General features: G+C 46.2%; 18 protein-coding genes. All 18 read left to right on the forward strand.

Annotation, left to right across the window (positions count from 1 at the left end):
• The first annotated feature begins 651 nt into the window (after positions 1-651).
• The 18 genes from BUA14_RS22420 to BUA14_RS22505 all read left to right on the forward strand — a co-directional run bounded on the left by BUA14_RS22420 (position 652) and on the right by BUA14_RS22505 (position 17,924).
• Positions 652-2,031, forward strand: coding sequence for a bifunctional folylpolyglutamate synthase/dihydrofolate synthase (locus BUA14_RS22420; protein ID WP_072774655.1), 1,380 nt, complete (start codon positions 652-654; stop codon positions 2,029-2,031).
• Positions 2,032-2,164: 133 nt separating this feature from the next.
• Positions 2,165-2,791 carry a DUF47 domain-containing protein gene (locus BUA14_RS22425; RefSeq protein ID WP_005816806.1) on the forward strand — a complete coding sequence of 209 codons (627 nt, stop codon included), beginning with the start codon at positions 2,165-2,167 and terminating at the stop codon, positions 2,789-2,791.
• Complete coding sequence (locus BUA14_RS22430; RefSeq protein WP_072774656.1) at positions 2,784-3,791, forward strand: inorganic phosphate transporter; 1,008 nt, start codon at positions 2,784-2,786, stop codon at positions 3,789-3,791. The genes BUA14_RS22425 and BUA14_RS22430 overlap by 8 nt, the downstream gene beginning before the upstream one ends.
• A 316-nt stretch (positions 3,792-4,107) precedes the next feature.
• The gene (locus BUA14_RS22435; RefSeq protein WP_072774657.1) at positions 4,108-4,788 is read left to right on the forward strand and encodes an SPOR domain-containing protein; all 681 of its coding nucleotides are present in this window, start codon (positions 4,108-4,110) and stop codon (positions 4,786-4,788) included.
• A gap of 152 nt (positions 4,789-4,940) precedes the next feature.
• A complete protein-coding gene (locus BUA14_RS22440; RefSeq protein WP_072774658.1) occupies positions 4,941-5,573 on the forward strand; it encodes a redox-sensing transcriptional repressor Rex in 633 nt (210 codons plus the stop codon).
• 147 nt (positions 5,574-5,720) lie between these two features.
• Entirely contained in the window at positions 5,721-7,148 is a 1,428-nt protein-coding gene (gene aspA, locus BUA14_RS22445; protein ID WP_072774659.1) for an aspartate ammonia-lyase, read from the forward strand.
• 146 nt (positions 7,149-7,294) lie between these two features.
• Positions 7,295-7,558, forward strand: a complete 264-nt coding sequence (locus tag BUA14_RS22450) for a DUF4321 domain-containing protein (RefSeq protein WP_015945175.1) — start codon at positions 7,295-7,297, stop codon at positions 7,556-7,558.
• 1 nt (position 7,559) lies between these two features.
• Entirely contained in the window at positions 7,560-8,198 is a 639-nt protein-coding gene (locus tag BUA14_RS22455; protein ID WP_072774660.1) for a Maf family protein, read from the forward strand.
• A complete protein-coding gene (gene radC / locus BUA14_RS22460; protein WP_072774661.1) occupies positions 8,167-8,850 on the forward strand; it encodes a RadC family protein in 684 nt (227 codons plus the stop codon). Before BUA14_RS22455 ends, radC begins: the two co-directional genes overlap by 32 nt.
• A 184-nt stretch (positions 8,851-9,034) precedes the next feature.
• Positions 9,035-10,051, forward strand: a complete 1,017-nt coding sequence (locus BUA14_RS22465) for a rod shape-determining protein (protein WP_072774662.1) — start codon at positions 9,035-9,037, stop codon at positions 10,049-10,051.
• A 25-nt stretch (positions 10,052-10,076) separates the two neighbouring features.
• Positions 10,077-10,943, forward strand: coding sequence for a rod shape-determining protein MreC (gene mreC / locus BUA14_RS22470; RefSeq protein ID WP_072774663.1), 867 nt, complete (start codon positions 10,077-10,079; stop codon positions 10,941-10,943).
• 2 nt (positions 10,944-10,945) lie between these two features.
• Positions 10,946-11,455, forward strand: a complete 510-nt coding sequence (gene mreD, locus BUA14_RS22475) for a rod shape-determining protein MreD (RefSeq protein WP_072774664.1) — start codon at positions 10,946-10,948, stop codon at positions 11,453-11,455.
• Positions 11,456-11,481: 26 nt separating this feature from the next.
• Positions 11,482-13,575: a penicillin-binding protein 2 gene (gene mrdA / locus BUA14_RS22480; protein ID WP_072774665.1), complete on the forward strand. Its 2,094-nt coding sequence runs from the start codon at positions 11,482-11,484 to the stop codon at positions 13,573-13,575.
• Positions 13,576-13,793: 218 nt separating this feature from the next.
• Positions 13,794-14,480 carry a septum site-determining protein MinC gene (gene minC / locus BUA14_RS22485; RefSeq protein ID WP_072774666.1) on the forward strand — a complete coding sequence of 229 codons (687 nt, stop codon included), beginning with the start codon at positions 13,794-13,796 and terminating at the stop codon, positions 14,478-14,480.
• A 69-nt stretch (positions 14,481-14,549) separates the two neighbouring features.
• Positions 14,550-15,344, forward strand: a complete 795-nt coding sequence (gene minD / locus BUA14_RS22490; protein ID WP_072774667.1) for a septum site-determining protein MinD — start codon at positions 14,550-14,552, stop codon at positions 15,342-15,344.
• 30 nt (positions 15,345-15,374) lie between these two features.
• Complete coding sequence (gene minE, locus BUA14_RS22495; RefSeq protein WP_072774668.1) at positions 15,375-15,650, forward strand: cell division topological specificity factor MinE; 276 nt, start codon at positions 15,375-15,377, stop codon at positions 15,648-15,650.
• Between the two features lie 187 nt (positions 15,651-15,837).
• Entirely contained in the window at positions 15,838-17,001 is a 1,164-nt protein-coding gene (gene rodA, locus BUA14_RS22500) for a rod shape-determining protein RodA (protein ID WP_072774669.1), read from the forward strand.
• A gap of 401 nt (positions 17,002-17,402) precedes the next feature.
• A complete protein-coding gene (locus BUA14_RS22505) occupies positions 17,403-17,924 on the forward strand; it encodes a hypothetical protein (RefSeq protein WP_072774670.1) in 522 nt (173 codons plus the stop codon).
• Positions 17,925-18,275: the final 351 nt, after the last annotated feature.

Raw genomic sequence — 18,275 nt, forward strand, 5'->3', positions numbered from 1 at the left:
CCAACCCGACTCCGCTGCGGACTTTCGCGAAGATTCCTTACCTGCTCGCTTGGAAGTCGTTCACTGCTGTAAATCAAAATCCTTGGGCCCGCTCTGAGGTCCCATCGCATGCACAGTTTCTTTGAAGATGGTTAGATGACTGAAAGAGACCGGTGCCAAATACGAAAGTGCTTTCGTATTTGGCACCGGTCTCTTTCACAAACATTGCTTTCTCCCATACACGGATTGGACTTGCAAACACCCCAGAGAAAGCCCAAGGATTTTGTTTTTACAAAAGGGAACGACTTCCAAGCGAGCAGCTAGCCGTTCTTCGCGAAAGTACGGCGTGTAGACGGGTTGGAAACAGGACGTTTCCAACCTGCCACAGAGGCAGGAGCCGATTTGGCAGGTTCCCGTCGGAACAGAGTACTTGAGCGTTAGAACGGCTGCGCGCAGCTTGTTGAGTGACCGATGTAAAAACAAAATCCTGGAGACAATTTCTTGCAAAGCCATCGCTACTCCCGAAAATCTTCCGCGCAAATTGCAGGAAAACCACCCTTTATAGGGAATTATCGCATAGCAGAGATGTGCATAATAACCATGTACCTCTGGTTTAAAAATGGATGAAGAGAGTCATATCAGCAATAGAAAGATTCAAAGGAGGACATAGAAGTGGGGAATAGGGAGATGAACGGGATAACTGAACATGAATTAAAGGGAGAACTGCAAGAGGTGTCTTCTGTGGAGCAGGAATACCAGGAAGCCAAGGATTATCTGATGAGCCTCACCAAATTTGGCATGAACTTTGGATTAGGTCGGATTGAGGAGCTGCTGAAACGTGTGGGTAACCCGGAAGAACGTCTGAGGGTCGTTCATATCGGAGGGACCAATGGCAAAGGCTCGACTACCATGATGACGGCGGAAATCCTTGAAGATGCCGGATATCGGGTAGGGGTGTTTACATCTCCTCATCTTCATGATTATCGGGAGAGGATAACCATTAATGGTGAGATGATTCCGAAAGGGGAAGTTACCCGCCTGATTCAGACTCTCCGTCCCCATTTGGAGGAACTTGTCCAAAAGGGTGTGGAGCATCCTACAGAGTTTGAAGTGAATACGGCCATGGCCTTGATGTATTTTGCCGACCAGAAAGTGGACTTAGCCCTCCTGGAGGTTGGTTTAGGTGGGGCGATTGACTCTACGAATGTGGTCAAGCCCTTGATTTCGGTGATAACCAATGTGGGTATGGATCATATGGATTATCTGGGTGAAACCTATGAAGAGATTGCCCGAGTAAAGGCTGGAATTATCAAAGCAGGTGCTATCACCGTAACGGCGGCTGATCGCCCTGAGGTTTTAAATGTCATACGCAAGAAGGCACTGGAAATGAACTCTCCTTTATGGGTGGTGGGCGACGATGTGCGCTGGGAGATCCGATGGAGCGGGGAATTGGAGCAGGAATTTGATTTGGCTGGGCTGCGGGGAGCCTATAACAAACTGCGCTTACGTCTTGTCGGAGAGCATCAAGTGGTTAATGCTGCTACCGCTGTGACAGTTTGTGAGCTTTTGAAATTCGAATGCGGAATGAATCTGGAGCGCAGAAATATTTATGAGGGACTTCGCAAAGCAGTTTGGCCTGGCCGCTTGGAGTTGCTTTCCTTGAAGCCGAAAGTGCTGATCGATGGAGCCCATAATGTGGATGGAGCCAACGCCTTGGCGAAGGCTTTGCAAATCTTTCAGCGTCGACGCCTGGTGTTGTGTCTTGGTATGCTGGGAGATAAGGAGCGGGAAAAGGTTGTGGACATCCTTGTCCCTTTGGCTGATGAGGTGATTATTACCAAGCCCAATTCCCCGAGGTCCGGAAACTGGGAGTATCTCCATAAATTAGTCGAGGAAAAGGGGAAGTCTGTCCTGACCATTGAAGAGCCCCGTCTGGCAGTTGAAGAGGCTTTTAAGCGATTGGATAAAGAGGATATGCTATGTGTCACGGGGTCTCTCTATATGATTGCGGAGGCAAGGCAGGCTTTATTGGATGTCTTGCGCAAAGGATAGAGAGAACTTATACAAGCAATAGTCAAGTTTTATTACGTTTATGTAAAAAACTTAACAGAAACTTAACAAAAGAGGTTAAGAAATTTGCTACAATACTACAGGAATTCCATGCAAAACGACTGGAGGAAAGAGCATGTTTGGTATATCTTCAAAAGAAGACAAATTTTATGCCTTGTTCAGAGAAAGTGCTGAAGTAGCCTGCACCACGACGAAAAAGCTTGAAGGGCTGATCTGCCAGAATTCTGTCTCTGATGCAGAGGCTGAAATGATGCATGATCTCGAGCATCGTGCGGACAAAATTACCACGGAGATTGTGGATCGTCTGAATTCGACCCTGATCACTCCGTTGGATCGTGAAGATATCTATACCCTAGCCCAAAACCTTGATGACATTGTGGATTTAAGTCAAGGTGCAGTAGAGCGCATGGTTCTTTACCATACGAAAAAACCTTCGATCGGAGCCCAGGAAATCGTTCGTACCATTGTCAAAGCTACGGAACAATTGAAGACTGCTTTTTGCTGTTTGAACAGTATTCACTTTAAAAAGAGCGAAATTCTGGCGGCGACAGAAGAAGTCTATCGTCTTGAATCCGTGGGAGATAGCTTATATCGCCAGGAAGTGGCCAGGCTGTTTGAGCAGGAGAAGGATGCTATCGAGATCATTAAGTGGAAAGAAATCCTTGAACATTTAGAGAACACACTGGATCAGTGTGAGGAAATCGCAGACCTCCTCAAAGGAGTTGTATTGAAGTATGATTAGTTCCAGTGCGTTACTCATAGTCGTCGTATTTTTCGCGCTGGCTTTTGATTATATTAACGGTTTCCATGATACGGCTAACGCTATTGCGACAAGTGTGTCTACCCGTGCCCTCACCCCCAAAAGGGCCATCGTCATTGCTGCCATACTTAATTTTGCTGGAGCACTGGTGAGTACAGGAGTAGCCCAAACTATTGCCAAAGATATCGTGAATCCTGATTTTGTTACTCAGGAACTGGTAATCGCCGCTCTCATCGGAGCGATATTCTGGAACTTAGCCACTTGGTATTTTGGAATTCCCAGCAGTTCTTCCCATGCTATTATCGGGGGAATGATTGGCGCCGCTGTATCTAAAGTGGGCTTCGGAGTGCTGCAGGTTCAAGGGATCATGAAGATAATTGCCGCCTTATTGGTTTCCCCCATTATTGGTATTATTTTAGGTTTTATTATTATGAAAACGTTATATTTTATCTTCGGGAAGGTTGCACCTTCCAAAGTCAACCAAGGGTTTCGCAAGATGCAGGTGCTTTCCGCCGGGTTGCTGGCGTTTAATCATGGTTCCAATGATGCTCAAAAGTCTATGGGTATTATTACCATGGCCCTTATAGCGTCAGGTCTGCAGGATCCAGCCAATCTTAATCCGGCTTTATGGGTGAAATTTGCTTGTGCTATGGCGATGGCTTTAGGTACCGCCGCAGGGGGATGGAAGATTATCAGGACCATGGGCGGCAAGATCTTTAAGCTGGAGCCGATCAATGGATTTGCCGCAGATTTGACATCTTCCATTGTTATCTGGACCGCTACAGCTTTTCCTGGTTTGCATTTACCGGTATCGACGACCCATGTCGTTTCCGGGTCCATCATGGGTGTAGGGAGTGCCAAACGCATATCCGCTGTGCGCTGGGGAGTGGCACAGCAAATGCTCGTAGCCTGGGTGGTAACGATTCCTACATCGGCTTTAACTTCATTTCTAGTTTATAAACTTGTAACATTAGTACTATAGAAGGCTGTTGATTAGTATAGCTTTTAAAGGGACCGCAAGGTCCCTCTGATCATTAATGATTATTAATTGTTTCAAATTATTAATAAAAGATTAACTAGTTATTGATGATTTGTGATATATTGTAAATACATTATAAATTAGGAAGGTTTTGATTTTTGAGCACAAGCCTCATTAATAGGCATGATCAGCATACTTTACACATAAAGTGATACTAGCTTGGGTTGTCCGAGAGAAATATGAATTTTTTGTTAATATCCCTGAGTTGAGCGCTTTTGTGTGATTAAAGACGTTGACAGCTATTATGGAGGATGATAGTATGTATAAATATAATCCTTGGATTAATAAGGGAATAGGACTAATTGGTTGTGCTGTCATTGTATGGATAACCTGGTTTTTTGGGTATACTTATGTTAAGTTAGTCACACAACCTAAAGGTCCTGGCATACCTTCCTCTAGTTCTGTGGATCAGAACGAGTTTCTTCTGAATTTGGACGAAATTGAGTTCTGGACATGCCAAACGGGAGTATTTAACTCCGAAACCAATGCTCTCAAGGAAAAAGAGCAATTGGAGCAGTCAGGCTGGGATGCTCGAATCATCTCAAGAGATCCATTTATTGTTGGGGTGGGTCTGGCCTATTCAAAAGAGGAAGTACTTCCTATTCAAGAATTATTGAAAGAAGGTGGAGTTGCTTCTATTTCAAAACCAGTCATTAGTCCTGAACGTGCTTTTCGTATTCGTGGCACAGGGGCAATTCAGACGGCCCAGGTTCTTGAGAAGGTTAATGCCTTTTTGAAGACACCTTATCACGCCAGGGAAAGCATGCTTTCAGAATTCGAGAACCTTATGGCGTCGACACCACATGCTTTGACCCATTTGCAGGAGGCTTCAAGATTATCTATTCAGGCCGAGCGAACTCTGTCGGTGGATCTGCGAAAAATGATGTCATTGAACCTCTATAGTGAATATCTCAATACCTTGGAAAGCCTTCAAAAATAGACGTGTATTAGAACCAAATCTCAATTAATTTATTTAAAAAACTTAAAAAGGCTGTAAATTTGTTTGTTAACCTGACAACTTAGTGATATAATGTACTTACGCTAATTATTGTTATCATTTAAAATTAAAGGAAATTGAAACGGGGGATTAGCTTGAAAACACTAAAAATCCCAGAGGCAACGATTATTCGTCTTTCCGTTTATTCACGTCATTTAACGGATGTGGATCGTAAAGGAATCGTTACAATATCTTCTGGCGATATTGCAGAGGGAGTTGGAGTGAGTCCGGCTCAAGTTCGAAAAGATTTAGCTTACTTTGGTGAATTTGGAACGCGTGGTGTAGGTTATAATGTTAAAGACTTGCATCGCCATATTCTGAAGATTCTTGGCTTAAGCCAGGATTGGAGCGTATGCCTGGTCGGTATGGGTAACTTGGGCTTAGCTTTGACTACGTACAAAGGTTTCCGTGAGCGCGGCTTCATTATCACGAGCATCTTTGATAATGATCCGCAAAAAATTGGAACCACTGTCAATGGCGTCGAAGTGTTACCCGTGGACAGGCTGGAGGAAGTTGCCAAAGCCAATAAGACTCAGATCGGTATTATTTCCGTGCCGTCTCCCTATGCTCAGGAAATCGCCGATCAGCTTATTAGTGCCGGAGTACAGGCTATTCTTAATTTTGCTCCTGTGGTACTTAATGTCCCACCGGAAGTTGAACTTAGAAATGTAGATTTAGCGGTCAATCTGGAAGTGCTGACCTTTAATGTGGGAACCCGTCGCGCTTAAGAGGAACTCATCTTGTACGCTTATGCATAGAAAATGATGTCAAAGAGAATATAAAATGGAGATTTGCGAAAAGTAAGGCAGCAGTGTCTTACTTTTTCCTTATCATTATGGTTATGTTTTTAGACAATCAATTCGTAAAGAGGTGATATGGTGCGCAAGGAAAAAGACTTGCTTGGGGTTATGGAGGTACCGGAAGATGTCTACTATGGAATTCAGACTTTAAGAGCTCGTGAGAACTTCCCGATTACGGGATATCGCCCACACCATGAATTAATCCGGGGATTGGGTTTGGTGAAGGCTGCAGCCGCTCAAGCCAATATGGACATCGGTTCCTTGAACCACGAGATCGGTGAGGCTGTAATTAAAGCAGCGCTGGAAGTGGCCGAGGGTGCCTTTAATGACCATTTTGTGGTGGATGTCATTCAAGGAGGAGCAGGAACCTCGATTAATATGAATGCCAATGAAGTGATTGCTAATCGGGCTATTGAGATTTTGGGAGGACAAAAAGGGGACTACTCCCGGGTTCATCCTAATGTTCATGTTAACATGGCTCAGAGCACCAATGATGTATTTCCTACAGCCATCCGTATTGCTTGTCTTAATGTAGCGGATGATCTTCTTCATGTTTTAAACGAGCTGAAGAGTGCTTTTCAAGAGAAAGCCAGGGAGTTTGACGGAGTCATCAAGATGGGGAGAACCCATCTTCAGGATGCGGTTCCTATTCGCTTAGGGCAGGAATTTGCCGCCTATGGACAAATGCTGGAGAGAGATCTGCGCCGGATTGCTGAAGGATCGAAGTCCTTACATAGTATTAATATGGGTGCAACAGCTGTAGGTACCGGGCTGAATGCTGATCCGATTTATATTGAGGAAGTTTCTGAGAACCTGAGGAAGGTTACCGGATTGCCGTTGTTACGAGCGGATAACCTGGTGGATGCGACACAGAATACTGATGCCTTCTTGGAGGTGTCGGGTGCTCTTAAGACCCTGGCCGTTAACCTCTCTAAGATCGCCAATGATCTGCGGTTGATGGCCTCTGGACCCAGAACAGGTTTTGGGGAAATTAATCTTCCTGCTATGCAGCCGGGGTCTTCCATTATGCCCGGTAAAGTCAACCCCGTCATGGCTGAGGTGGTCAATCAGGTATCCTTCCAGGTACAGGGAAATGATTTTACGATCGCCTTAGCCTGTGGGGCGGGACAGCTGGAACTCAATGTGATGGAGCCTGTGGTAGTCTTCAATCTGCTCCAATCTTTGGATATCCTCCGCAATGTGATCAAGGTCTTCAAAGAGCGCTGTGTCGATGGGATAACCGCTAATGTGGAACGCTGTCGGGATCTGGTTGAAAACAGCGTCGGGGTCGTCACCGCAATCAACCCCCATGTAGGATACGAAGTCGCTTCCCGAATCGCCAAGGAAGCCATTGTGACCGGCCGCCCTGTGCGGGAGATTGTCCTGGAAAGAGGGCTTCTGACCCCAGAGGAGCTGGATATTATATTGAATTCTCACGAAATGACCAATCCGGGTATCAGCGGTGCGGAGTTGCTTAAGGGAGTGCTTCCCCGTGGTCATTAATGGTAAATTGTTAATATTAAGTTAATATTTTTGACCTATAGTCCCCTTGCGTATTAGTAGGTGAGATGCTAAACTAAAAAGTGTCGAAAAACCAGCCAGGTGCAACATGCCCTGGCTACATTTCTATGGGTGAAAGGGGGCAAACTATGCCGGCAGGTCGAACTAATTCGGGAGCGGGTCGCACCCTACTTCTTATCTTGTCAGGAGGGGCTATTGGGACATTAATAGGCTATGGGTTCGAAAAAATTTCTTTCTTAGCACCTTTTCTGCGCCCAGCCGTCATTGATTTCCCTTCACATACCTATTTAGACTTCTTTTTTATCACCTTTTCATTTGGATTTCGTCTCAATATCACCGTTGCTACGGTTTTAGGTGCAATGGTTGGTTACTATCTGGCTAGGAAGTGGTAGAATGCTCGTACTGGCTTCAGCTTCTCCCCGCAGGGCAATGCTTCTGGAAGCAGAGGGGTTTTCCTTTATACGAGTGGAAGCGGATATTTCCGAAGTACTTCCCCAAGGTATTTCCCCCGAATCAGCAGTGAAGGGACTGGCTTTGCGCAAGGCTCAGGCTGGGTTGAATCGTTGGCTGAATCGTGGTGGAAGCAGTGAGGATATAATTCTCGGGGCTGATACGATCGTTGTCTTAGACCAGCAGATTCTCGGCAAACCCAGAGATGAGGAAGAGGCGGAAGCTATGCTGACCGCATTAAGCGGACAAGCTCACCATGTGTACACTGGAGTGGCCTTGGTCAATGGAGCAGGGCGCCAAGAATGTGGTGCGGTAGGTACGGCAGTCTTTTTCCGTCCCCTGACCCATGAGGAGATTCTGGAGTATATTGCTACGGAAGAACCTATGGATAAAGCGGGATCCTATGGGATTCAGGGGCTGGGAGCCCGTTTAGTGGATCATTATGAAGGATCTTTAAGCAATGTAATTGGCTTACCTATGGAGTATGTTAAAGAGCGGCTGAGTGTGTGGGGGATGGGACTTGGAGATATCGCCCTGCATGAGGTGAAGGATGGATTATCGTCGGTTAAAGGATCTACCTGAGGAATTATTACCTCGCGAGCGGTTGTTTCAATATGGAGCGGATGCCCTCTCTAATCGAGAGATTCTGGCCATTTTGTTGAGAACTGGGGTCAAAGGCGAGAATGTCCTGGATTTTTCAGAACGCCTTTTGACTGAAACGGGAGGGTTATCAGGATTAGCCCGCTTAACAGTTCATGAGTTGACCCGGTATCGTGGTATGGGAACGGCCAAAGCGGCTGAACTCAAGGCGGCATTGGAATTGGGGCGGCGTTCCGTATCTTCGGATCCTTTGGTACGCCCTGTGATCAATTCTCCTCAAGACATAGCCCATTTGGTCATGGAAGAAATGCGCTATCTGGATCGAGAGCATTTCCGGGTCGTGAGTCTATCGACTAAGAACCATGTGCTGGGGATCAGTCCCATTTCCGTAGGTTCTTTGAATTCTTCTTTGGTACATCCTCGGGAGTGCTTCAAAGAGGCCATCCGGCGTAATTCCAATGCGATTATTCTTTTGCATAATCATCCCAGTGGGGACCCGACCCCCAGTAATGAAGATATTGATGTAACCCGTAGATTATCCGATGGGGGGCAGATCCTGGGTATCGAAGTCCTTGATCATGTCATTATCGGAGACAATCGGTACATAAGCTTGAAAGAACGAGGAATATTATAGTAGGGGTAAGAAAAATTTGGATGGGGGGAAGGCCCCCGCAAGAATCCAATGGACCTCGTATTATTGGTATAGCAGATAGTATTGGTCTGTGAGTGTACAAGGGCTGTCGGCACTTTGCCTTCAAATGAAGGTTCAAGGACGAAAGCGGTACATAGATAGTGTTATAACGGAAGGGGATTAACCAATGTTTTTTGGCAAAGATTTGGGCATTGATTTAGGCACTGCAAATACGCTGGTTCATATGAAAGGGAAAGGTATCGTTTGTAATGAGCCTTCTGTAGTTGCGATTGATATTGAAAAAAAGACCCCGCTGGCCGTAGGGGATAAAGCAAAAGAAATGATTGGCCGGACACCCGGCAATATCGTAGCGATTCGGCCTCTAAAGGATGGCGTTATCTCGGATTTTAATGTTACTCAGAAAATGTTGAAATATTTTATTACGAGAGCTTTAGGCACCGAGTCCCCATTTGCTCGTCCCAGGGTTGTTATCTGTGTACCATCGGGGGTAACTCCTGTAGAAGAACGGGCTGTCAAGGAAGCTGCCTTGGCTGCGGGAGCAAAGGATCCGGTTATTATGGAGGAGCCGATGGCTGCGGCCATCGGAGCAGGTCTTCCGGTAAGTGAGCCTACAGGCAATATGATTGTGGATATTGGCGGGGGAACCACGGAAGTTGCGGTGATTTCTTTGGGTGGTATCGTGACCAGCCGCTCGATCCGCATTGCTGGGGACGAGATGGATGACTCCATCGTCGCCCATATCAAACGTCGCTATAATTTAATGGTAGGGTATCGGACTGCTGAAGATATCAAGATGGAAATTGGCTATGCTTATCAGGCGGAAAAGGGGAAGACTTATCAAGTCAGAGGACGGGATTTGCTGACGGGACTCCCTAAAACTGTGGAGGTTACCGCAGAAGAAATCCAGGAAGCCCTGCAGGAACCTGTGGTGGCGATTGTCGAAGGGGTAAAGTCTTGCTTGGAGAAAACTCCTCCTGAGTTAGCTGCAGACATTATGGATCGAGGCATCGTCATGGCCGGAGGGGGCTCTCTTCTCCGCAATCTGGACAAACTGATCGCTGATGAGACAGGAATGCCGGTGCATCTCGCTGAGGATCCCCTATCCTGTGTTGCCCTTGGTACGGGGAAGGTATTAGAAAATGCGGAAGTTTTCCGCAGAATTGCTGCTTTGCAGAAAAGCTAGAGTTTGAAGCGAGGAGGAATTCTTGGTGCGGAAAAGAGTGACTGGAACGGGAATTATGGTTCTCGTTTTCTTCCTCGTGTTAGGAGTCTTAGTAAGTATTCGACTGACCGGACTGGGAAGCCAATTTCCTAACCCTATAGGCGGGGTGCTGCAACGGGTTCTAAGCCCAGTAGAAGGTATTATCCTGAGAGCAGGTAATGGCTTAAAGGATAACACCCGGGTTTTCTGGAACTTCGGTGAAGTTCAGAAAGAAAATGAGGAATTAAGGACCAGAGTCGAACAACTTACAGGAGACAATCTAAAGCTTAAAGAGCAGGTTTTAGCAGGACTTCGCTATAATGAACTGGATTCAAAAATGTTTAAGAGCCCCAATGTGGATGCGTATACGAAGATTGGTGCCAGTATTATTAGCCGCAATCCTAATGCCTGGTATCAGACTCTTACGATTAATCGCGGGACGAATGACGGTGTAGCGGTGGATGATCCGGTCATCGTTGCGTTAGGTTTAGTGGGCAAGATTGTCTCGGTGACGCCCACTACTTCAGAAGTACTTTTAATCACAGATAGTGAAGGCCAAGTCAGTGCCCTGGTTCGGGGAAGCACCGGTTCGCCAACCTTTGGGATTGTTGAAGGGACATATAAGCGAACTTCCCGCCTTGAAGCGGAAGGAAATCTCCAGATGCTTTTGCGTCGTGACGATAATGTCAATGTTGGTGATTTGGTGCTCACTTCGGGTTTAGGTGGAGTTTATCCCAAAGATATTCCCGTCGGTAAGGTAGAGCAGATTCAATTGGACGGTTCGGGACTGTTGAAAACAGCATATATATCACCTTTGGTGAATTTTGATTCTCTGGAGGAAATTTATATTATAGAAAAGTCAGGGGGGCAGTAACGATGCGGCGCAATATCCTTATTATCGTTATGCTCTTTTTCAGCTTGATTCTTCCGGGGACTGTTTTCTATTTTTGGTCCTGGGGCGGGATAAAACCTGATTTGGTGTTATTATTTACCATTTACATGGCTCTGCATCATCGCACTTTACCGGGAGCACTTTGGGGGCTGGGGGCTGGGATGATCGCAGATTTTTATTTAGGCAGACATTTTGGTATGTATGCTTTAACCCTAACTGTGGTGGCACTATTATCGGACTGGCTCTCACAACGCTGGTATCGGGAAAACTACTTCTTGATAGCTTTGCTGGTTTTTTTGATTACTTTCGTGGGCGAAGGGCTGATTGCTTTTTTGAATATCCTGGTGGGAGCACGGTGGTCTTTAGGTGATGCGTTCCGTCTGGTGATCGGCGTTTCGGTCTATAACGCTATGCTGGTGCCCCTCACTTATCCGTGGATTCATCGTTCGTTTACACGGGGATGGCTGAAGTATCGGCCCAAGTATGAACGGTGACGAACAAAAATCAAGGAGGCGAAAAGATGGAAGAAGATAAAGAACGCAAACCCTATACGCGCCGTCTCTGGGGTCTCAGCGCCGTTGTGTTTCTCGTGTTCCTGATTCTCGGCTTCAACCTTTGGCGGTTGCAAATCGCCAGTGCGTCTTATTACGAGACAAAGGCCCAGGCTAATATCATGAAGCTTGTGTCCATCCCTTCCAATCGCGGAGACATTGTCGATCGCAATGGTGAATTGCTGGTTACCAGTGTGCCCCAGTTCGCCTTGACCATTGATTGGATGGATCTCCAAAGTGCTCCCATCGATAACTGGCAGGAAGTCGTTGCTCGCCTGGCTGGCTATATAAAACCCTATTGGCCGATCAAAGAGCAAAGTGTGGAGAATATTAAAGTGGACATTCTGGTCATGATGCAAAACCAGCAGTGGGAGCGTTATCGATCGGTTACGGTTATGAATGATGTGCCGGATCCCCTCAAGGCAATTATTGCGGAGCATAAGGATGAACTTCCGGGTGTTAACATCGAAGCATTGCCTGTACGTGATTATCGCAAGGGGACCTTAGCCGGTCATCTTTTAGGATATGTCCGTGAAGTAGGCAGTGAAGAGGAAATCGCTTCGTTTAATGAAAATCCTCAAGCTCAGGAGGATGGATTTAAATATACCCAAGGGGATCAGGTAGGAAAAATGGGCGTAGAAAAAGGCTATGATTACTGGCTGCGGGGCAGAGAAGGGGTCCAGCAGGTCATCGTGGACAATAGTGCCCGCCCCATTGCCAAAGAAGTCATTCAGCCCTCCGAGCCCGGGAAAACTCTGCAGCTGACCCTCGATGCCAAGCTGCAGGCTGTGGTGGAGAAGACCTTGGATGATGTGTTCAGGGAGTATGTGCATCCGGAGCATCCTGACTCCAATCAGGGTGCCGCAGTGGTCATAGAAGTTAAGACGGGAAAGATCCTGGCGATGACTTCTCATCCCTATATGGATCCTAATGATCTAACGGGGATTATTTCTGAGGAACTTGCCGAGAAGTATTTCCGAGTAAAGGATGCAGCCTCCTTTAACCGGGCTTTAGCCGGAACCTATGCCCCAGGCTCGACCTTTAAAATGATTACGGCGATGGCCGGCTTACAGTCCGGTGTAGTGACTCCCTATGAACAGTTTAACAGCTCCAATGTGGCGGCTACTTTGGGAACTCAGCATGGTATCCAGGAGTGGTTGCCGGGGGGATTTGGCTTAGTGAATTTGAATCGGGCCATGGCTAAGTCTTCCAATACTTATTTCCAAGCAGTTGGGCAAAGAGTATTTAATAAGAATGGCGAGTTAATTAAGCAGATCGCCAATGAATTCGGTCTGGGTGTTTATACGGGTGTGGATATCCCCGGTGAATCCAAGGGGAATGCTCCCTCGCCGGAATGGAAAAAGGCAACCTTCGGCCCCCAACTTGAAAAAAAGAGGGATAATGATCTTGCTAAAATCGAAGAGGAATATAAGGTTAAGCTTGGGTCAGCGAAAGATGAGGCTGAGCGGAAGCAATTAGAAAACCAGAGGAAGAACAAGATCAATCAAGTGGAAGCGGATTATGCGAATAATGCTCCCTGGCAAGTCAATTGGCAACAATTCGATTCCTTTAATACCTCGATTGGACAAGGGGATAACATTTATACGCCCTTGCAGCTGGCTAACTATGTGGCGACCATTGTCAACGGCGGTAAGAGAATGCAGCCCTATATGGTGGATAAGATTCTGGATCCGGTGACAGGTGAAGTGATTTTTCAGAATCAGCCGGTTGTAAAAAATACAGTGTCCGTTTCCCCGGAAGTATTGCAGACAGTTAAAGAAGCGATGAGCAAAGTCACCAGCGGAGAAGGAACGGCAAGCGGACTTTTTGCTGATGTTCCGGATTTCAGCGGTGGGGGTAAAACCGGAACGGCCCAGCTTGGCTCTGTAGGCACAGCTGCCGGGAATCTCTTTAATGGGGTTTTCGTGGCCTTTGCACCTTATGATGACCCGCAAATAGCCTTTGCCGGAGTGGTTGAGTACGGAGGCCATGGAGGGGAAACGGCCGGTGCTGTAGCTAAAGCTGCTTTTATGGAGTATTTTGGCTGGGGAGCAAATAAGTAAGATGAATTTGGAAGTAATATAACGAAACAACGGAAAAAAACGAGGAAATTCGCCTTCGTTTTTTTTCTTTAAGCGAGAGGGAAAACGGGAAGCACTGTAGAATTAGTATGAGCGTCAATAAATGGCGCGATTTTTCCACGTCTTTAAGCTTTGGACAAGTTTTCACCGAGGCAGGGTACCGGAGGCCTCAAAACATGGAATAATTGGGGGATTAACGGTTGACACGGACAGAGCATATCGCCTTAAAAGGTACTCGGGAAGGCCTCATTTTATATCTGGATCCCGAGGCAGACTTTTCGCTTTTAATGGATGAACTTAAAAAGCTGTTGGAGGACTCCGACCAATTCCTTCAAGGAGCAACGGTTCGGTGCTACGGAGGGGAAAAGGAATATTCTCCGGAGCAACAGGAAGAGCTAACCTGCTGCCTGGCCGAGCATAGCCTTACTCTTAAAGGGTGGCTTACGGCTGCAGAAGTTTATTCCAGTGTCCGGAAGACACCGGCCGTTCAGGAAGAACTCCAGCGGATTCCGGAAGAAGGGTTGGAGGAAGGTCCCAGCCTGTTTGTGGAGCGCACGCTGCGCTCAGGAGCCAGCATTCAGTATGACGGTCATGTCATCGTCCTGGGCGATGTGAATCCAGGTGCAGAAATTGTGGCCGGCGGGAATATTGTTGTGATTGGGTCCTTAAAAGGAGTTGCCCATGCAGGTGCTAAGGGTAATCGGAATTCAACAGTAACTGCTTATCATTTAGTACCAACGCAGCTGAGGATTGCCGATCTGGTGACTCGTTCTCCGGAAGGTGAGCAGGAATGGAGGGGCCCGGAATGTGCTCGGATTAAGGACGGCCGTCTTGTCGTTGAAGGGATTCAGCTCAATGGACTCAGGGGAAAAGGAGTAATCCGTTAATTGATAGAGGTATGAGACTCCATTGATTTTAACAACTATGAAGGAAATATTGGAAAGGTAGGTTGAAATATGGGTGAAGTCATTGTAGTAACCTCAGGAAAAGGTGGAGTCGGCAAAACGACCACTTCTGCAAATATCGGAACAGGACTTGCTGCACAAGGGCTTAAAGTAGTTTTGGTGGATACGGATATCGGGTTGCGCAATTTGGATGTGGTCATGGGACTTGAGAACCGCATTGTTTATGATATCGTCGATGTGACCAGCGGGACATGCCGGTTAAAGCAAGCTTTAATTAAAGATAAGCGTTTTGAAAATTTGTATCTCCTTCCGGCGGCTCAGACCAAGGACAAGTCTGCAGTAAGCCTTCAACAAATGAAGGATCTCTGCGACGAATTGAAAAAGGAATTTGATTATGCCATCATTGACTGCCCGGCAGGTATTGAGCAAGGTTTCCGCAATGCCATAGTGGGTGCTGACCGTGCCGTAGTCGTTACCACACCGGAGGTGAGTGCCGTCCGTGATGCGGATAGAATTATTGGCCTTCTGGAAGCAGCTGATTTGCGCAGTCCGCGCCTAATCATCAATCGGATTCGTCCCCATATGGTGAAACGTGGAGATATGATGGATATTTCCGATATCATCGATATTTTGGCCATTGAGCTTGTGGGAGTCATTCCTGATGATGAAAGCATCGTCATTTCTACCAACCGTGGCGAACCGGCAGTTATGGATCATTCCTCACGTGCTGGAGAGGCATACCGACGGATTACACGAAGAATCCAAGGTGAAGAGGTCCCCTTGATGAATCTCGATGCACCAGATGGGTTCATGGATAAAGTGAAAAAGTTCTTCGGTATGAAATAAGTGCTTGGCACTCAAGAGGAGGAATAGGCCATGTTAGAGTTTATTAGTCGAATGTTAGGAAAGGAACCCGCTTCTAAAAACGTTGCAAAAGAACGCTTAAGGCTTGTCCTCGTGCATGACCGGGCTACTATCTCACCACATATGCTTAATCAATTGAAGGAAGACTTGATCAAAGTAATTTCTAATTATATGGAGATTGACGAGAGTGCTTTAGAAGTCAACCTTAATCAAGATGATCGTGAAGTGGCCTTGATTGCCAATATTCCTGTTATAAAAATGAAACGGGATTATTCTGTCAAAGGGTAAAAGGGTAAGAGATTCTGGTGAATAGTCGGGCAAGTGCCGTAAGACAGTTAAAAACACAGTCTTACGGCACTTTTTGGTGTATAAGCATCATTCTTATCTTAAAGTTGGCTGCCGAGACTTTGGCACAACTGCCCCTTGTGTTATAATGGAAGTTGTAATTTTGTGGTGAAAAAGGGGTACTTTATCTATGCTCGACCGTCGAATGTTGAAGAATATCGACTTTCTTTTTATCTTGTTTGTTTTTCTGCTCTTAGGCACGAGTCTCCTCATTCAGAGTACAGCTTCATATAATATCTACGAATCACAGCCTTTCCGCCTTCTGAAAATCCAGTCGGTGTGGATTGCCTCCGGACTTGTATTGTGTACGGTCATCGCTTTCTTTGACTATCAGAAGCTAAGGCGTTTTTCCTGGTGGATTTATGCTTTTAATATTGCCTTGCTGTTGGCGGTTTTTGCTTTCGGGGAAGAAGCAAAAGGGGCTCAGCGCTGGATCCCAATTACGTCCACGCAAAATATTCAGCCCTCTGAATTTGCCAAATTGTTTATTATTGTGACGTTTGCCGATTTCTTGTCTAAGCGCCAGGGAAAGCTCAATCGGTTTCGGGATTTCATTCCGCCTTTTTTGTATATACTTGTTCCCATGCTCCTTATTGTAAAACAGCCTGATTTAGGAACCGCCTTGGTGTTTGTAGCGATTTTTATCGGTATGATGTTTGTAGCGGGCGCCAATCCCTGGAAGTTCGGGGGCTTGATCGTGGGTGGGGCACTTGTTGTAGCGGTTGTACTATGGCTTCATTTTTCTGATAATCTACCGGGATGGCTGCAGTTTGCCCAGGGGCTCCCTTTACCCCTCCATGATTATCAACTGCAGCGCCTGACGGTTTTTCTCGATCCGGCTGCCGATATCAGCGGGGACGGTTACCAAATTATTCAGTCCATATGGGCTATCGGCTCAGGAGGATTTTGGGGAAAAGGCTATCGACAGGGGACGCAAGCCCAGCTCGATTTCTTGCCTGAGCATCATACCGACTTTATCTTTTCCGTAATCGGTGAGGAATTCGGTTTCATCGGCACCATTACTTTGTTATTCTGCTTCCTTATCTTTTTGCTTAGGGCGATCAATATTGGGATGAAGGCCAAAGATGTTTATGGAACGCTAGTTGCAGCCGGAATCGTCTCCATGTTTACCTTTCATATTCTCGTCAATGTAGGTATGACCTCGGGGATTATGCCGGTGACAGGAATCCCACTCCCTTTGATTAGTTACGGAGGCAGCGCTATGTGGGCCAATCTTATGGCCATTGGTGTTTTGCTTAGTATCAATATCAGGCGACAGAGGCTTATGTTTTAGCGACAGAGGCTTATGTTCAGAGAAAAGGTACCGACAGGCTTTGGGCAGGTCGGTGCTTTTTCTACTGCTCTGGGGGCGGCACCAGCGGAGAAAGATGGAGTAGCTTTAGCTAACTCTTCAGAGCTTATAAAATTAGTTAAAACACCTGAGCAAACAGAAGTGGAATCTACTAGCATATAGCCTGAAACTACATACGGAAAGTTAACCAAAAGCTGTTGACGTTCATATCATAGCAAGAAGTCATAACAATGAAAATGATTTGGTTCTATATACACCTAAAGGCGATTTCCAAAGTCGTCTTTTTTTACTTTACCAAATGTAACCAAAAGGCTGATTGTCCCATATGATAATCTAGGTGCTGCACCTGGGCAAATATAAATGGTGAAAGAAGAGTGATAAGTGTGAGTTTCCTGGATCCGATTGATAATACTTGGCATACGGGGGTTTATGATGGTGATTTTGTCCAACGGACAACACGGAGTTCAACTAATTTCTTGTATGGGCCAAATACGCAACCCTATATGGTAATGGGGCCAAATGAAGCAATGGTCACAAATATGACCCAGACAACCTACGGATACCGTGATGGAATTGCAGGAAGAGTAGGCGTAGGGATGGTACGAGGATTTGTCTGGGATGATTATCTCCAAGTAGTAAGAATGACTGTATGTGATGTAAAAGCAAGAGTCGCGTTAACTAGAAGATGGTCTGACGGTTCATTACAGGCAGGACAACCGGACATCCCTGCGGGTGCAAAATTGAGTTTTCCAGGAGCACTTGCCGGTTTCAAGGACGGCTCTATGATCTATATTGACGGTTATTACAATTCTGCAGGAACACTGATTCCAGTGAATTGCTATGTTAATACGAACTGGGCTTCTGGCTCGACATCCCAATACTACGTTCAGTTTTTCAATAAGTAAATGAGATAAGAAAATAAGGTTGTCGTAGTAAAACAGCTCGGATATAACAAAAAGCGGCAACTGGCGGATGCCAGAAGCCGTCTTTTGCCGTAAATTATAAGTTGATGAACACCACACTTTACGGCCAGATTATACATCAAACGGGAGGGTACATCAACTGGTTTTCCCCATGGATATTGGAGAATTAATCCCGGCTGATGATTCGTTAAGGCTTCTGGACAGCGTACTGGAAAGGATAAATTATAGCAAGTTACGTGCTACTTATTCCCAACTCGGGAGAAACGAGGCCTCCCCTGGAGAATCGGCTTTTTCAAAACAGTTCTATGCTGCGCTTTCCCTGCATAGGTTTAA

The organism is Desulfitobacterium chlororespirans DSM 11544 (assembly GCF_900143285.1).
Classification (GTDB): domain Bacteria; phylum Bacillota; class Desulfitobacteriia; order Desulfitobacteriales; family Desulfitobacteriaceae; genus Desulfitobacterium; species Desulfitobacterium chlororespirans.